Annotated in this window: 13 protein-coding genes and 1 riboswitch; of the genes, 12 read left to right on the plus strand and 1 reads right to left on the minus strand. The window is 32.8% G+C overall.

Annotated elements, in window-relative coordinates:
• Positions 1-17: 17 nt before the first annotated feature.
• The 5 genes from EQM05_RS01295 to prfB all read left to right on the plus strand — a co-directional run bounded on the left by EQM05_RS01295 (position 18) and on the right by prfB (position 6,322).
• On the plus strand, positions 18-1,169 hold the full coding sequence (locus EQM05_RS01295) for an ROK family protein (RefSeq protein WP_128748201.1): 1,152 nt from the start codon (positions 18-20) through the stop codon (positions 1,167-1,169).
• A gap of 131 nt (positions 1,170-1,300) precedes the next feature.
• Positions 1,301-1,759 carry a 3D domain-containing protein gene (locus EQM05_RS01300; RefSeq protein WP_128748203.1) on the plus strand — a complete coding sequence of 153 codons (459 nt, stop codon included), beginning with the start codon at positions 1,301-1,303 and terminating at the stop codon, positions 1,757-1,759.
• A gap of 225 nt (positions 1,760-1,984) precedes the next feature.
• Positions 1,985-2,515, plus strand: a complete 531-nt coding sequence (raiA, locus tag EQM05_RS01305) for a ribosome-associated translation inhibitor RaiA (RefSeq protein ID WP_128748205.1) — start codon at positions 1,985-1,987, stop codon at positions 2,513-2,515.
• A 173-nt stretch (positions 2,516-2,688) separates the two neighbouring features.
• Positions 2,689-5,199 (plus strand): preprotein translocase subunit SecA, encoded by a 2,511-nt coding sequence (gene secA, locus EQM05_RS01310; protein WP_128748207.1) that lies wholly within the window; start codon positions 2,689-2,691, stop codon positions 5,197-5,199.
• Positions 5,200-5,214: 15 nt separating this feature from the next.
• A protein-coding gene (gene prfB / locus EQM05_RS01315; RefSeq protein WP_205694155.1) for a peptide chain release factor 2 occupies positions 5,215-6,322 on the plus strand; the annotation gives its coding sequence in 2 pieces (ribosomal slippage) (positions 5,215-5,280 and positions 5,282-6,322; 1,107 coding nt in all).
• Between the two features lie 16 nt (positions 6,323-6,338).
• Here the strand turns inward: prfB and EQM05_RS01320 are convergent.
• Positions 6,339-7,673: a M28 family metallopeptidase gene (locus EQM05_RS01320; RefSeq protein ID WP_128748209.1), complete on the minus strand. Its 1,335-nt coding sequence runs from the start codon at positions 7,671-7,673 to the stop codon at positions 6,339-6,341.
• A gap of 150 nt (positions 7,674-7,823) precedes the next feature.
• On the opposite strand from EQM05_RS01320, the gene EQM05_RS01325 reads away from it, so the two are divergent.
• The 7 genes from EQM05_RS01325 (at position 7,824) to EQM05_RS01355 (ending at position 16,658) form a co-directional block, all read left to right on the plus strand.
• The gene (locus EQM05_RS01325; protein ID WP_128748211.1) at positions 7,824-9,995 is read left to right on the plus strand and encodes a Tex family protein; all 2,172 of its coding nucleotides are present in this window, start codon (positions 7,824-7,826) and stop codon (positions 9,993-9,995) included.
• A 71-nt stretch (positions 9,996-10,066) separates the two neighbouring features.
• Positions 10,067-10,183, plus strand: a riboswitch (FMN riboswitch).
• Positions 10,184-10,274: 91 nt separating this feature from the next.
• On the plus strand, positions 10,275-10,898 hold the full coding sequence (locus EQM05_RS01330; RefSeq protein ID WP_128748213.1) for an ECF transporter S component: 624 nt from the start codon (positions 10,275-10,277) through the stop codon (positions 10,896-10,898).
• Between the two features lie 106 nt (positions 10,899-11,004).
• Positions 11,005-12,723 carry a hypothetical protein gene (locus EQM05_RS01335; RefSeq protein ID WP_128748215.1) on the plus strand — a complete coding sequence of 573 codons (1,719 nt, stop codon included), beginning with the start codon at positions 11,005-11,007 and terminating at the stop codon, positions 12,721-12,723.
• Positions 12,724-12,743: 20 nt separating this feature from the next.
• A complete protein-coding gene (locus EQM05_RS01340; RefSeq protein WP_128748217.1) occupies positions 12,744-13,010 on the plus strand; it encodes an EscU/YscU/HrcU family type III secretion system export apparatus switch protein in 267 nt (88 codons plus the stop codon).
• Between the two features lie 9 nt (positions 13,011-13,019).
• On the plus strand, positions 13,020-13,706 hold the full coding sequence (locus EQM05_RS01345) for a metallophosphoesterase (RefSeq protein ID WP_128748219.1): 687 nt from the start codon (positions 13,020-13,022) through the stop codon (positions 13,704-13,706).
• 192 nt (positions 13,707-13,898) lie between these two features.
• Positions 13,899-14,183, plus strand: a complete 285-nt coding sequence (locus EQM05_RS01350; RefSeq protein ID WP_128748221.1) for a metalloregulator ArsR/SmtB family transcription factor — start codon at positions 13,899-13,901, stop codon at positions 14,181-14,183.
• Positions 14,184-14,207: 24 nt separating this feature from the next.
• Complete coding sequence (locus tag EQM05_RS01355; protein ID WP_128748223.1) at positions 14,208-16,658, plus strand: DsrE/DsrF/DrsH-like family protein; 2,451 nt, start codon at positions 14,208-14,210, stop codon at positions 16,656-16,658.
• Positions 16,659-16,664: the final 6 nt, after the last annotated feature.

Below are 16,664 nucleotides of genomic sequence, written 5' to 3' on the forward strand. Positions count from 1 at the left end.
AAAGGAGCACAATTTTAATGAATGCTTATGAAAAGCTGGAATCACTTAATAATAGGTGTAAGTATATATTTAACATTATACAAAAAGAAGGTCCTTTAACTAAGAATGAACTGATGAATAAGACTGGAATAAAATTTACTACATTAAATAGAGATATGCAGATTCTAATTGACAGCAAAATTGTTGCTGAATCTGCCATAGCTGAATCCACCGGTGGAAGGAGACCAGTTCTGTATGATGTAAACCCTTATGGATTCTATAGTGTGGGTGTTGATATATCAAGAACCTATACTCAGATAGTTATAACAAATTTAAAGATTAATATTGTGGCTGAAGAAATTATAAATGACAATTATAATATTGATAATATAATTGACATTCTGCCGGAACGTTTAAATAATTTATTTAGAAAATTAAAAATTGAAAGTTCTATGGTTGCGGGTATTGGCATAGGCATAGTTAAAGGATTCCCTATAAAATCACTTAATGACAGATTGATTAAGGAATTTGGAATAACTGCATATATTGATAATGGTGAGAATGCTGCAGTTATTGGAGAGCATTTTTTTGGATTGGGTAAGGATAAGGACAATATTGCTTATATTAACTGCGGTGTGGGAATAAGAACAGGCGTAATATCTTCAGGAGTTTTAATCCGAACAATAAATAATTCTGAAGATGCATTTGGACACATGATTGTTGATATACAGGGGGAGCCATGCTCCTGCGGAAATTTGGGATGTGTGGAAAGTTATACCTCAATACCAAGGATAACTGAAAAGTTTATATCTGAAATGAAAAAAGATAAAAAGGCTTTCAGCAGTATTGCACATAAGAATTTAAATGAAATTGATTATAGATATGTGTGCAGTTTAGCAGAATCTAACAATAATACTGCTATAGATATATTATTGAATTCTGCTAAACATTTTGGCATAGGACTTTCAAATTATATAAGGCTGTTTAATCCACAGCTGATAATACTAAGCGGGCCTCTTGTTCAGTATTCCCAGTTATTTTATGATGAGTGCAAAAAAATTGCAATTGAAAAGTCTCATATTAAAAATAACAATATCAGCTTTAGCAGAGGGGGATATTTTAAAAATAAATCCATAGCTGTCGGAGCTTCAGTTATGGCTATTGAGAATCTGATAAATTCAAAGTTATAATTAAAATTAAAAGTGGTCTTATCCATAACTTCAAATTGGGGTTATGGTTTTTTTGCCTAAAAAATGAATACATAAGTAAAAATTAGTCAATAATTTAGAAAAGTATGGAAGTTACATAAGGTGGTGATTCAATGTCAATAGGCCTGTTTGGAGTAATGGGACTTGCAGCCTATATAGGGTGCAGACCAATGGATACTGCTTTGACGGCGCAGATTAAAGGCAGAGAAATTAATATTAGTGAAGTAAAGAAAGAGGAGTATGTAAATAAATGCTTTTCTGAAGATGAAGATTGGATAAATGTTATAGTATCGTATTATACCAATAATATATCAGATTGTAATAAAACAGATGGAATCGGGGCAAACAATGTGAAACTCAGCAGGGGGAATATAGCTATGCCTAAGGAGTACTCTTTCGGTACTAAATTATATTTAGAAAACATGGGAGTATTTATTAATCAGGATGTAGGTGGAGCTATTAAAAGGATAAATAATAATACAATAAAAATAGACATGTACATACCAGATGCAAGTGAAGAATATATAAGAAAATTAGGGATTAAAAAGGTTAAGGGAAAGATTATAAAGTAATAGATGTTTATTTTCGTATAATATAAAGAATAATTAAGAAATAATATTAAATAACTGCATAAATATATTTAAATATATTTAATATTTTGTAAATTAACAATATTAAACTTGTTATTATTTTAAAAAGGTATTAAAATAAGATTAACAAATTAAACATTAATGCATTGATGGTAATATGATTTATTTTACAAAAATCACCTACGGGGTGTGAGAGGGGCTGAAAGCATGAAAATAACAGTAAGTGGTAAAAATATTAATATTACTGACGGGCTCAGGAGTGCAGTTGAGAAAAAGTTGTTTAGACTGGATAAATATTTCAACCCTGAAGTAGAGGCACATGCTACTTTAAGTGTCCAAAAGACAAGGCAGATAATTGAAGTTACAATACCTTTTAATGGAGTAATCTTAAGGGGAGAAGAGTCAAATGAGGACATGTACGCTTCAATTGATTTAGTCGTAGATAAATTAGAAAGACAAATAAGAAAACAAAAAACTAAATTGGAAAGAAGAAATCATGGCGATTCATTAAGATTTCAGTACATTCCAGATGTAGATGAAAAAGAAAAGGCTGAAGGAAAAATTGTTAAGACTAAGAAATTTGCAATAAAGCCTATGTCTAATGAGGAAGCTGTACTACAAATGGAGTTGTTAGGACACACTTTCTTTGTATATGAAAATGCTGATAATGGCGAAGTAAATGTTATTTACAAGAGAAAGGATGGAAATTTCGGCTTAATTGAACCTGAATTTGAATAATGATAATAACAAAAAGAGGAGTGATGCTCCTCTTTTTTTTATAAAGAATGATATAATATATTTACCAATATTTAAAAATTACAAAGTTGAATGAAGTTTCATTAAGTGTTATAATTTTAAAGTGTATATTTATGCCTATATAAATTTTTATTTGGATAGTGAGGATAAAAAGTATGAAAATTCTTGACAAAGTTTTTGGAACATATAGTGAGAGGGAAGTAAAAAGAATAATTCCAATTGTAAATAAAATTGAAAGCCTGGAACCTGAAATTTCTAAATTAAGCGATGATCAGTTAAGGGGTAAAACTGCTGAATTTAAAAACAGACTGAATAACGGGGAATCTCTTGATGACATTCTGCCTGAGGCATTTGCAGTTGTAAGAGAGGCATCACAGAGGGTTCTTGGAATGAAACACTTTAGAGAGCAGCTAATAGGTGGTATTGTTCTCCATCAGGGAAGAATATCAGAAATGAAAACTGGTGAAGGTAAAACATTGGTTGCAACACTGCCATCCTATTTAAATGGACTGACAGGTAAAGGAGTTCATATTGTAACAGTTAATGATTACCTGGCAAAAAGAGATAGAGACTGGATGGGAAAAATACATGAATTTCTGGGACTTAAGGTTGGGGTAATACTTCATGACATGAACCAGACTCAAAGGCAGGAAGCATATAATTGTGATATAACATATGGAACTAACAGTGAACTTGGCTTTGATTATCTTAGGGATAATATGGTTATATATAAGGAAGAAAGAGTTCAAAGAAAATTAAATTTTGCCATCGTTGATGAAGTTGACTCTATATTAATAGATGAAGCCAGAACTCCTCTTATAATATCAGGTCAGGGAGAAAAATCAACAGAACTTTATAAAGTAGCAGATTATTTTTCAAAGTCATTGGTTAAAGAAAAAGATTTTACTGTAGATGAAAAGGCGAATTCAGTTATTTTAACTGATGAAGGCATTGAAAAGGCAGAGAAATTCTTCAGGGTGGAAAACTATGCTGATCCAGAAAATATGGAAATTCAGCACAATGTTGTACAGTCACTTAAGGCTAATTATATAATGAAAAAGGATAAGGACTACATGGTGAGAAATGGAGAAGTCCTTATCGTTGATGAGTTTACAGGAAGAGTAATGGAAGGCAGACGATATAGTGATGGACTGCATCAGGCTATAGAAGCAAAAGAAGGAGTTAAAGTGGAAAGGGAGTCTAAAACCCTTGCTACTATAACATATCAGAATTATTTCAGAATGTATAATAAGCTTTCAGGAATGACTGGTACTGCATTAACTGAGGAAAATGAATTTAGGGAAATTTATGGCTTAGATGTTATTGTGGTGCCTACTCATTTACCAGTTGCAAGAATTGACAGTCCTGATTTGATATATAAATCTGTAAAGGGAAAATATAAGGCAATTGCTGATGATATAGTAGAAACACATTCAAAAGGGCAGCCAATACTTGTTGGTACTGTTAGTATAGAAAAATCAGAACTGCTTTCAGATATGCTGAAGAAAAAGGGAATCCCTCATCAGGTTTTAAATGCTAAGTATCATGAGAAGGAAGCAGAAATAATATCACATGCAGGAGAAAAGGGCATGGTAACTATAGCTACTAATATGGCTGGACGTGGTACTGATATTAAGCTTGGTGAAGGAGTAGTTGAAGTAGGCGGCTTAAAGGTAATAGGAACTGAGAGACATGAATCAAGAAGAATAGATAATCAGCTTAGAGGTCGTTCAGGACGTCAGGGGGACCCTGGTGCATCAAGATTTTATGTATCCTTAGAAGATGATCTTATGAGAATATTTGGGTCAGATAAGCTTCAGGGCATAGTTGATAAACTTGGACTTGAAGAGGACGAAGCCATTGAGAGCAAAATGGTAACTTCGGCCATTGAAAGTGCTCAAAAGAAGGTTGAAGGAAATAACTTTGACATAAGAAAAACATTACTTCAGTATGATGATGTTATTAATAAGCAGAGAGAAATTATATATAAGCAAAGATCTCAGGTTCTTGAAGGGGAAGACTTAAAAGAACAGGTTCAGCAGATGATAGAGGATATTATAACCGGAGCTGTGGATTCACATATCTCAGGAGTAGAGGAAGAATTTGAAAGTGATCTGGCAAAATTAATAGATTTTGCAGAAGACTTGTATCTTCCTAAGGATTATGTTACTGTGGAAGAGCTTTCAAAGCTGTCAAATGAAGAAATAAAAGATAAGCTATTAGAAACTGCCAGACAAATGTATGCTGCAAAAGAGCAGGAATTTACTTCTGAACAGATGAGAGAAATTGAAAGAGTAATTATGCTGAGAGTTGTTGACTCAAAGTGGATGGATCATATTGACGATATGGAACATCTGAAACAGGGTATAGGCTTAAGGGCATATAAGCAGCAGGATCCTGCTCAGGCTTATCAGTTTGAAGGCAGTGATATGTTTAATGAAATGATATATAACATTAAATTGGATACTATTAAGTATTTATTCCATGTACAGATTGCAAGGACTCCTGAAAGAGAGAGGGTTGCTAAGGAAACTTCAACTAATTATGAAAGTGACAGCTCATTAAAAAAGGAACCTGTTAGAAAAGAACACAAGATAGGTAGAAATGATCCATGTCCATGCGGAAGTGGAAAGAAGTATAAAAACTGCTGCGGAAGACAGGCTTAAATTGGAGTGATGAAAATGCTACTGCAGGTAGAAGAATCAATGAACGAACTGGTAGAACTCAGGAAAACATTAAATGAAATAAGGGATTCACTTTGACATTGAGGCTTTAACAAAAAGGGTTAAAGAACTTGAGAATAAAATGCAGGAAAAAGACTTTTGGGATAATATAAATAAGGCTCAGGAAATAACTGTAGAGGCTAAAGGCATTAAGGATAAGATTGATAAATTTTCAGCTTTAAATAATTCACTGGAAGACTTAATTGTATTGTGCCAGTTAACACTTGAAGAACAGGACACAAGTTCAGTATCAGAAGTATTGTCAGACACTGGGAAAATCAAGGGAGAAATTGAAAGATTAAAAATAGAAATACTTTTATCAGGACAATATGATAAAAACAATGCCATATTAAATCTTCATGTTGGCGTTGGCGGTACTGATGCTCAGGACTGGACTGAGATGCTGCTTAGGATGTATACAAGATTTGCGGAAAAAAAAGGATTTAAAGTAGAAACTTTAGATATTCTTCCAGCAGATGATTATGGACTTAAGAGTGCCTCTTTGAAGATTTCCGGAGATTTTGCCTATGGATATTTAAAATCAGAAAAAGGCATACACAGGCTTGTGAGAATATCGCCATTTAATGCAAATGGCAAAAGACAAACCTCCTTTGCTTCACTGGAAGTACTGCCGGAGCTTACAGAGGAACAGGATATAAATATAAGAAGTGAAGACTTAAGAATTGATACTTACAGAGCAAGTGGTGCAGGCGGGCAATATGTTAATAAAACTGAGTCTGCCATAAGAATAACACATATACCAACTGGTATAGTTGTACAGTGCCAAAACGAGAGAAGTCAATACTCAAATAAGGAAACAGCTTTAAAAATGCTAAAGGCTAAATTGGTTGAGCTTAAGGAAAGAGCTCACAAGGAGAAGATTGAAGATTTAACTGGTGAACTAAAGGATATGGGATGGGGAAGCCAAATCAGATCTTATATCTTTCAGCCTTATACTATGGTAAAAGATCATAGAACAGGTGTTGAAAGCGGAAATATTAATGCAGTTATGGATGGAGATATAGACATTTTTATTCTTGGGTATCTAAAGCAAAATTCAAAGTAAGTTACAGGGGTTTACACTATTGTAAATCCCTGTTTAAAAATATTAATGCAGATATGAGAATTAAAGAAATCACCATAATCTCTTTATAGTATAGATACAGAAAGTTGTTATTAAATGCATTTGAAATAACTTCCTGTGATACTACATTAAAACATCTATCTATGGATTTACTGTCAATATAAGAAACCTTATCATTAGGTGTATGAATTCTTGACAGGTCATTATCAATAAAAGTTATGGCATCAATATTTTCCTTTCTAAAAGATTCGTGATCGCTGGAATTTTCAAAAAGATAATTAAAGTAGACTTTATTGCTTTTACATATATTAGCTGCTGATTTTATCAGTGGTGTATTGTTTGTGTCCATGTCACCCCCCATTATACATAGGGGTACAGAATTATTACTGCCTATCATGTCAAAATTAAATACCTTAGCACCATTTAAATCCGACTTGTATTTTTCAACAAATTTTGTTGACCCCACACATCCAAATTCTTCAGCATTAAAGCCCACAAAAATAATATCTCTTTCAGGCCTGCCAAGTGAGCTTATATAATCAGACAGCTCCATAACAAATGAAATACCAGATGCATTATCTAAAGCCCCACTATAAATTGTTCCATTTAAATCAGTACCTACATGATCAAAGTGACCGCCTATAATAATTGGTGAAAGTTTTGGATTTTTTCCTTTAATACAGGCTGTAACGTTATTGATTTCAGTATCCCTTATTTCGTAGGGTATGTAGCAGCTTACGGTATATCCATTTTTCAGCATATTATTAATTTCTTCATTGGCCTTCTGTGTTACCATTATAAATAAACTTATGGAGGAATCATTAATAAATGAACTTCTGAAATTGATATTGTTTTTCTCTGGAGTATAAAAAACTACTTTATCCATACCTTTTGTAACCTGAGTTGTATAATCTGAGAGAGCTGCTATGTCATTTTTATTAAAGCTTATATTATTAATTTTAAAGTTTAGCATATCCTCTTTATAGTCTGTGCCATAATTAAACTCTTTTACAAGCTTCTTATTTTGATCAAATACTTTTAAATATGGCTTACCATCCATTTTATAAGGATATTTAACCTGGAAGCTTTCATAATAGGAGCCTTTGTAAGGCTGTAAATTTTTAACCTGAAACTGTTCTTTGATATATTGGGCTGCCAGTGCATTGTCCACTGTACCGGCAAGTCTCCCATTAAGTGAATCTGATGATAGATATCCTATATAATCTATAACTTTGCTGCTGTTAAATGGACGAATGAAATAATATATCTGGAAGGAGGAAAATAAAAATACCAGTAAAATAGTTAATATATATGTGCTTATAAGCCTTTTCATAATTACTCCTTTAAATTATTACTTGTTAATATTATGAATTAAATTACACATATATAACTGTTTTAAGGTGTATTGTATTTGAATTTAATGTATAATTTATTGTATGACATAAATAATATGCTATAGAAAATGTTGTAATTGGAGGTAAAGATGAAGAACATTACTGAAAGCTTAATGAAAGAACTTAATTTAAAAAAGCAGCAGGTCAATGATGTAATTAAACTGCTTGATGATGGTAATACTGTGCCTTTTATTGCCAGATATAGAAAGGAAGCCACTGGAGGCTTAGATGATATAGTTCTTAGAAATTTTGCTGAGAGACTTACTTATCTTAGAAATTTAGAAAACAGAAAAGCAGATGTTATAAGATTAATTGATGAACAGGGTAAAATCACTGAAGAATTAAAAGCCGCAATAAAGAAATGTGATACATTAACGGAAATAGAAGACATTTACAGGCCATATAAGCCTAAGAAGAGAACAAGAGCTATTATAGCAGTGGAAAAAGGATTAAAACCATTATCAGAAGTAATATTAAATGGAGCTTTTAAAGGTGATATAAAAGAATACTCCAAACAATTTATTAATGAGGAAAAGTCCGTTAACTCTGTAGATGATGCTTTGCAGGGTGCCGAGGATATAATAAGTGAAGTTATATCTGATAATGCTGATTATAGAAAGTGGATAAGAACCCTGATGCAAAGGGAAGGAATAATTGAAACTACAGGGGGAAGTGAGGAAACTACTCCCTATGAAATGTATTATAATTATCAGGAAGCAGTAAGATTGATTCCATCACATAGGATTTTAGCAATCAATAGAGGAGAAAAAGAAAAGATACTTTCAGTAAAAATAACTGTAAACAATGAAAAAATAATAAATTATTTAGAAAAACAATGCTTAAAGAATAACACTGTTACAGATGAATATATTGAAGAAAGCATAAAAGATTCATTAAAGAGACTTATCTATCCATCCATTGAAAGAGAAGTAAGAGCTGATCTTACGGAAAAAGGTGAGAATGGTGCTATAGAAGTATTTAAAGCCAATTTGAAATCACTTTTAATGCAGTCTCCTGTAAAAGGCAAAGTAGTATTAGGATATGACCCGGGATTCAGAACAGGATGTAAAATAGCTGTGCTTGATGATACTGGGAAGTTTTTAGAAAAAGCCACCGTTTATGCTACAGCCCCGCAGAATGACATTGAAGGATCCATAAAAATACTAAAGAGTTTAGTATATAAATATAATGTAGATGTAATATCTCTGGGTAATGGTACTGCAAGCAGGGAGTCTGAAGAGGTAATTGCAGAATTAATTAAAGAAGTAAAAGAAGAAAAAGGTAAGGAACTTTATTATGTTATAGTATCTGAGGCTGGTGCCTCTGTATATTCTGCTTCTCAGCTGGCAAGTGAAGAGTATCCTGATATAAATGTATCAATAAGAGGAGCTATCTCTATAGGCAGAAGGCTGCAGGATCCATTGTCAGAGCTTGTGAAGATTGACCCTAAGGCACTAGGAGTGGGACAATATCAGCATGATGTAACCCCTAAAAAACTTGATGAGTCATTAGGAGGTGTGGTAGAGGACTGCGTAAATAATGTGGGAGTAGATTTAAATATGGCTACGCCATCTCTCTTATCCTATGTATCAGGTATAAATTCAACTATTTCAAAGAATATAGTTGCTTATAGAGAAGAAAATGGCAAGTTCAGCAATAGAAAGGAACTATTAAAGGTTAAAAGACTTGGCGATAAGGCATATGAACAATGTGCAGGGTTCCTGAGAGTTATGGAAAGTACTGAACCACTAGACAACACAGGAGTCCATCCTGAATCATATAAAGCATGCAAGTCACTGCTTAAAACTTTAGGCTATTCTGAGCAGGATCTGAAAAATAACAAACTATCAGACATTGACAGCAAAGTACAGTCAATTGGCCTTGAGAAACTGGCTCAGGATATTAACATTGGAGTGCCCACATTAAAGGATATAATCAAGGAAATAAAGAAGCCTGGCAGAGATCCAAGGGAGGAACTGCCAAAACCAATTCTTAAAACAGGGGTAATAGATATTACTCAGTTAAAGCCTGGTATGATACTTAACGGAACAGTAAGAAATGTTGCTGATTTTGGTGCATTTGTAGATATTGGAGTGCATCAGGATGGACTTGTACATATTAGTCAGCTGTCCGATAAATTTGTTAGGAATCCATTAGACGTTGTTAAGGTTGGAGACATAGTAGAAGTGAGAATTTTAGAAGTAGATGAAAAGAGAAAAAGAATATCACTTAGTATGAAAAAGGAACAATTAAACAGCTAAAATTATTCATAAGCTATTGAATTATTAATAAGTATGTAGTAAAATAAAATTGTAAAAATTAATTAAATAAAGATAATCTTCGGGGCGGGGTTTGATTCCCCACCGGTGGTAAAGCCCACGAGCCTATTTAGGCATGATTCGGTGTAATTCCGAGGCCGACAGTAAAGTCTGGATGAAAGAAGGTTAAGGTATAATGTATTTTTCGCCCTGTTTTTTTTGACAGGGCTTTTATTATGCCCGCACCCTTTGAAGATATCAAAATTTTAGGAGGGTATATCTATGAAAAACGAAAAACTTAATATTTTAGTGAAAGTGTCAATGCTTGGGGTTATCGCATTTCTTCTCATGTTTATTGAAATTCCAATACCAGTATTTCCAAGCTTCCTGAAAATTGACATTAGTGATCTGCCGGCTTTAATTGGTGCTTTTGCTATGGGACCTGTGGCAGGAGTGCTGATAGAATTATTAAAAAACATACTCCATGGCATATTTAATGGCAGTACAGCATTTATTGGAGAATTTGCTAATTTTGCAGTGGGATCTGTTATGGTAATAATTGCAGGATATCTCTATAAAAAGAATAAGAGCAAAAAAACAGCTGTTATGAGCCTTGTTTTAGGAACTGTAATTATGTCAATAACTGCAGGAATATTAAACTATACTTTATTGCTGCCTTTATATGAAAAGTTTTTAGGATTCCCAATTAAAGCTGTGGTTGCAATGGGCAATAAGATTAATCCAAACATAAAGGATTTAAATTCTCTTGTGGTTTTATCCATACTTCCATTTAATCTGCTTAAGGGAACTTTAGTATCTGCATTAACCATGGCAGTTTACAAAAGTGTATCACCAATATTACACGATGATACTTTTGCACAAAGTAAAGCAGTAAAAGAAGACTAATGAATAAAAGTACTAACTATATGAGGTTAGTACTTTTTTATTGTAAAAAATTATTGTTATATTACGATAATTAAATAGAGTATATACTAAAATTGAGGTGGATAAAATGGCGGCAGTATGGAATGTAAATAGTATAAATAATCCTGACTTAAAAAAGTTTTCAGGAAAAATTTCATTTGATATAGGACAGATCTTTTTAGCAAGAATAATTAAAGCCAGTGATAATAATGAGGAAGTACTGCTGAGATTACTGGATGGATGGCAGTTTCCTGCAGAACTATTGGATAAGGATAACATTTCAACTGATAAACTTACAAAATTCCAGGTAGATGGATTTAAAGATGGAAAGCTTCAGATTAAGATAGTTAACGAAAATCAGGATAACACAAAAAACAATGATAGTTCTATAGAATCAGTGCTAATGGATCAGAATATTGAATTAGGTAAGGAGCAATATGATATTTTAGAGAATATGGTTAAGCATAATATGCCTCTGACAAAAGAGAATATTTCAAAGGTTAAAACATATTTGGATATGGCTTCTAAAATAGCTTCAACACCTGAGGAACAGAATAGTTTCATAGAAAAATACCTTAATAGCAAGGATATAGATATTAATTCACAGCAGGGCATGAAAATTGAAAGCACTCTTAAGTCATTTTTTAATGAGCTTAAGAATGTTAATGCAGAAGATATTATGACAATGCTGGAAAATGGTATGGAAATAAATCAGGATAATATTAGAAGCTATAGAAGGCTTTTTAATGAACCTGAAGGGCTGTATAAGCAGATTAAGAATTTGAAATTCCAGATGGATATTAATTTAGATAAAAATATAACTAATAATTTAAAAAGTGATATTACAAAGCATAATATTGAAAACACAAAGAACGTAAATAATAATATTGAAAATACAGAGGACTCAAATAATAGTGTTGAAAATGCAAATGACAATTCTAAAAATACTAAAAAGGTGCAGTTAAATAATAATAATGAAAAAGAAGCTTTACATGAAAATATCAATAATAATGATGTAAATGTGAAAGAAGATAAAATTCAGGACAAAAGCAATTTGAACAAAAATGATATTAAATTAAATGAAGATGGTGTGAAAAAGCCTGACAATACTAACATAACTGATGAACACAATGATAAAAGCAGTACTAAAAATGCTGCTTTGGAAAATAAAACTGATGTTTCAGATACTAAGAATATTGAGAAAAATACTAATGGATTATTTGAAAATATAAAAAGCAAGGATATAGAAAAGGGTTCTGTGATTGAAGTTAAATCTCAGTTAAGCAGAAAAACAGAAGAATTAAAAGATATAATAAAATCAGCACTCCAGATGAATAGTGAAAAGACACCGGAAACATCAGATAAAATAACTCAGATAATTAAAGATAATATTTCGGATTTCAAGGCATTCAACACAGTTTCAAATCAATATTATTATATGGATTTACCAGTTAGAGTTTACAACAGCAATTATGAATGTAAGCTAATCATTAAAGATGATAGAAAAAGGGGCAAAAAACCAGACACAAAGGATGTTAAAATTGCTGCATCTGTAAATACTATAAACATGGGTGTGGTAAATGCATATATTAAAATTAAAAGCTCAATTATGAATGTTAATATTAACTGTAGTGAGAACTGGGTAAAAACTATAGATAATAGTAAAAATAATTTACTAAACAGCTTATCTGATTTAGGCTATAATGTTAATATAAAGATAGAAAAAAAACAGCAGGATCTTTCTTTGTCTAATTGTGCATCGTTTTTTGAAGATGGTAATTTTTCGGGATTAAACATTAGGGTCTAACAAAAGGAGTAGCAGTATTTATGAATAAGAAAAAAAAAGCTGCGGCAATAAGATATGAGGAAAATTATGCAGCACCAATAGTAACAGCTACAGGCATGGGCTGTATTGCTGATAAAATTATTGAAAAGGCAGGAGAAAACAGCGTACCAGTAGTATATGACAATGAATTGACAGAGTTACTATGTAATGTTGACATAGGTGATGATATACCTTATGAACTTTATGATGCTGTGGCTAAGGTAATTGCCTATGTAATGGATGTAGATAAAAAAGTAAGTGGGAAGTAAGGTGAAGCAATGGGTCTTTATGCAATATCAGATCTTCATTTAGCCTTATCAAGTGATAAGCCAATGGACATTTTTGGACAACAATGGTATAAGCATGATGAAAAGATTAAGGAAAACTGGTTAAAAAAGATTGGAGAAAATGATACTGTTTTAATTGCAGGTGATATATCCTGGTCAATGAAAATGGAAGATGGTATTAAAGATTTGGAATGGGTGCATAACCTGCCTGGGAAAAAAATACTGGTAAAGGGTAATCATGATTACTGGTGGTCAAGTATAACAAAGTTAAATAATTTATATGATGATATGTTTTTTATACAAAACAACTTTTTTTCATATGAAGATTATGCTATTTGCGGCACAAGGGGATGGATTCTGCCTTCAAGTGAAGGCTTTACAACTCATGATGAGAAAATTTATGCAAGAGAAGTTATAAGGTTAAAATTATCTTTAGATGAAGCTTATAAGGCAGGCTATAGAAAATTTATTGTTATGACACATTACCCTGCATCTAATGAAAACATGGAGGATACAGAGTTTACAAGGATTTTTGAACAATACCATGTAGACATAGTTATATATGGTCACTTGCATGGACCTGTTTTGAAAAATATTAAAAACTACAATAAAAATGGTGTTAACTATATTATGACTTCCTGTGATTTTATAGATTTCAATCCTATTAAACTTCTATAGAAGGAAAAATTAAAAAATAATAAGATCAATTTTGCTTTTCAGTTATAAATACTGAAAAGCTTTTCATTTTTCATCAGGAATATTATTGACTTATATATTTATATATTGTAATATATAAATATAGTGATGTTTGATATTTAACAAGCAAAGTATATATATGAATATAAGCAGAAAAAGAAAGGGTTTGCAGCTATGGATAACAATATTAAAGAATATAATGAAAGTGCCGAATTGCTGAAGGTATTGGCACATCCTGCCAGACTATGTATAGTAAGGGGACTTTTAAATAAAGGGCAGTGTAATGTAACTTATATGCAGAATTGTCTGGGACTTCCTCAATCAACTATATCTCAGCATTTACAGAAACTGAGATCAGCTGGAATAATTGAAGGAGAGAGAAATGGCCTGGAAATAAATTATAAGGTATGCAATGAAAAGGTTATATCAATTATAAATGTATTATTTGGTGAAGAATAAATTAATTTTGGGAGGTAAAATTTTATGGGTAAAAAGATTTTAATTGTAGGCGGCGTTGCAGGTGGGGCTTCTGCGGCAGCAAGACTTAGAAGGCTTGATGAAAATGCAGAAATAATAATGTTTGAGAGGGGAGAGTATATTTCCTATGCCAATTGCGGACTTCCATATTATATTGGAGGAGCCATAAAGGATAGAAGTAATTTACTGGTTCAGACTCCTGAAGCCATGAGAAGCAGATTTAAAATTGATGTAAGGGTAAATAGCGATGTAGTTTCTTTAGATACCGTTAATAAGAAGATTAAAGTTAGTTCGCTTGATAGAGGGGAATACGAGGAAAACTATGATTATTTAGTTTTATCTCCAGGCGCAAAGCCAGTGAAACCTCCCATTGAGGGAATAAATAATCCTAAAATTTATACTCTTAGAAATGTACCTGATACTGATAAAATTAAATCTTTTATTGATACAAATAATGCAAAGAGCGCTGTAGTTATCGGCGGCGGTTTTATTGGAGTTGAAATGGCAGAAAACCTGAAGGAAAGGGGCTTAAATGTGGTTCTTGTTGAAGCTGCACCACATATTTTAGCACCATTTGACAGTGATATGGTAACAAATGCTGAAAAAGAACTTCAGGATAATGGAGTTGGGATAATTTTAAATGATGGAGTTAAATCCTTTAAGGAAAATGGAGAAAAGGTAGATGTTTCCCTGCAAAGCGGAACCAGTTTAAGCTGTGATATGGTTATATTGGCCATTGGAGTAAAGCCAGATACAGATTTGATAAAGAATACTCCAATAGAGCTTGGACCAAAAGGACATATTGTTGTAAATGAGCATTTACAGACAAATGCAGATGGGGTCTATGCTATAGGTGATGCTATAGAGGTAGTAGACTATATTAATAAAGGAAAAACTGCAATAGCATTGGCAGGCCCTGCAAATAAGCAGGGAAGAATAGCTGCAGATAATATTTGCGGAATAAATTCAACCTATAAGGGAAGTATGGGAACAGCTGTTGTTAAGGTATTTGGATTAACAGGTGCCAATACAGGAAACAACGAGAGAACATTAAAAGCTAAGGGAATACCTTATAAAGTAATTTATGTTCATCCTCAGTCCCACGCAGGCTATTATCCAGGAGCAAGCCCAATATCACTTAAACTTATATTTAATGATGAAGGAAAGATTCTTGGAGCTCAGGCCTTTGGATATGACGGGGTAGACAAGCGAATTGATGAAATTGCTGTGGTTATAAGGCTTGGAGGTACAGTTTATGATTTAGAAGAACTGGAACTGGCTTATGCACCTCCTTTTAGCTCAGCAAAGGATCCTGTTAATATGGCAGGATTTACTGCAGAAAATGTTTTAACAGGCAAGGTAGAAGTAATTACTCCTATGGAAATTGATAACAGAGATAAAAATAACTCTATATTACTGGATGTAAGAGATGATATTGAAACTGATAATGGAGTTATTGAAGGTGCATATAAAATACCAGTAAATTCCCTTAGAGAAAGAATGAGTGAATTAGATAAGAATAAGGAAATAATTGTTTACTGTCAGGTGGGCTTAAGAGGATATATAGCAGCAAGAATATTATCTTCCAATGGATACAAGGTAAAGAATGTTACAGGCGGTTATAAGAGCTATATAATGGGCAAATTTAAGCCTGACACCATAGGCTCAATGCCAGGCGGGAAAAATGAGAAGGATGACAAAAGCATAAATGAAAAGGAAACTGCATCAGATATAACTTTGGATGCCTGCGGGTTATGCTGTCCAGGACCTCTTATGAGGGTAAATAATTGTGCTGAAACCATGGAAGTTGGACAAATCATGAGAGTTACAGCTTCAGACGCTGGTTTCTATGAAGATGTAAAAGCCTGGTGTGAAAGAACTAATAATGAACTGGTCAAAAGATCCAGGGAAAATGGTTTGATTTCAGCTGTTATAAGAAAAGGCAAAAAGCCGGAAGCAGCTGCATCATCTAATATTGCACCAGTAAAGGATAATAAAACTTTAATAGTATTCAGTGGAGATTTTGATAAGGCTATTGCATCATTTATTATTGCCAATGGAGCTGTAGCAATGGGCAAAAAGGTAACTATGTTCTTTACATTCTGGGGCTTAAATATTTTAAGAAAACCTGAAAAAATTAATATAAAAAAAGGATTCATGGATAAAATGTTTGGAGCTATGATGCCAAGAGGAAGCAAAAAGCTTAAGCTTTCAAAAATGAATATGATGGGCATGGGAACCAAAATGATGAGGAAGGTTATGAAGGATAAGAATATAAATTCCCTGGAGGAACTAATTCAATCAGCTATTGATAGCGGTATACAAATAGTAGCCTGCCAGATGTCCATGGATGTAATGGGACTTAAAAAGGAAGAATTATTAGATGGAGTAAAAGTTGGAGGAGTAGGTTACTATCTGGGGCAGGCAGAGGATTCGAATGTCAATTTGTTTGTATAATAAAAA

Source organism: Clostridium sp. JN-9, from assembly GCF_004103695.1.
Lineage (GTDB): Bacteria > Bacillota > Clostridia > Clostridiales > Clostridiaceae > JN-9.

Bases quoted from the DNA above. Each gene is read 5' to 3' on its own strand.
- EQM05_RS01295 (WP_128748201.1), top strand. From the start codon at position 18: ATGAATGCTTATGAAAAGCTGGAATCACTTAATAATAGGTGTAAGTAT.
- EQM05_RS01300 (WP_128748203.1), top strand. From the start codon at position 1,301: ATGTCAATAGGCCTGTTTGGAGTAATGGGACTTGCAGCCTATATAGGG.
- raiA (WP_128748205.1), top strand. From the start codon at position 1,985: ATGAAAATAACAGTAAGTGGTAAAAATATTAATATTACTGACGGGCTC.
- secA (WP_128748207.1), top strand. From the start codon at position 2,689: ATGAAAATTCTTGACAAAGTTTTTGGAACATATAGTGAGAGGGAAGTA.
- EQM05_RS01320 (WP_128748209.1), bottom strand. From the start codon at position 7,673: ATGAAAAGGCTTATAAGCACATATATATTAACTATTTTACTGGTATTT.
- EQM05_RS01325 (WP_128748211.1), top strand. From the start codon at position 7,824: ATGAAGAACATTACTGAAAGCTTAATGAAAGAACTTAATTTAAAAAAG.
- EQM05_RS01330 (WP_128748213.1), top strand. From the start codon at position 10,275: ATGAAAAACGAAAAACTTAATATTTTAGTGAAAGTGTCAATGCTTGGG.
- EQM05_RS01335 (WP_128748215.1), top strand. From the start codon at position 11,005: ATGGCGGCAGTATGGAATGTAAATAGTATAAATAATCCTGACTTAAAA.
- EQM05_RS01340 (WP_128748217.1), top strand. From the start codon at position 12,744: ATGAATAAGAAAAAAAAAGCTGCGGCAATAAGATATGAGGAAAATTAT.
- EQM05_RS01345 (WP_128748219.1), top strand. From the start codon at position 13,020: ATGGGTCTTTATGCAATATCAGATCTTCATTTAGCCTTATCAAGTGAT.
- EQM05_RS01350 (WP_128748221.1), top strand. From the start codon at position 13,899: ATGGATAACAATATTAAAGAATATAATGAAAGTGCCGAATTGCTGAAG.
- EQM05_RS01355 (WP_128748223.1), top strand. From the start codon at position 14,208: ATGGGTAAAAAGATTTTAATTGTAGGCGGCGTTGCAGGTGGGGCTTCT.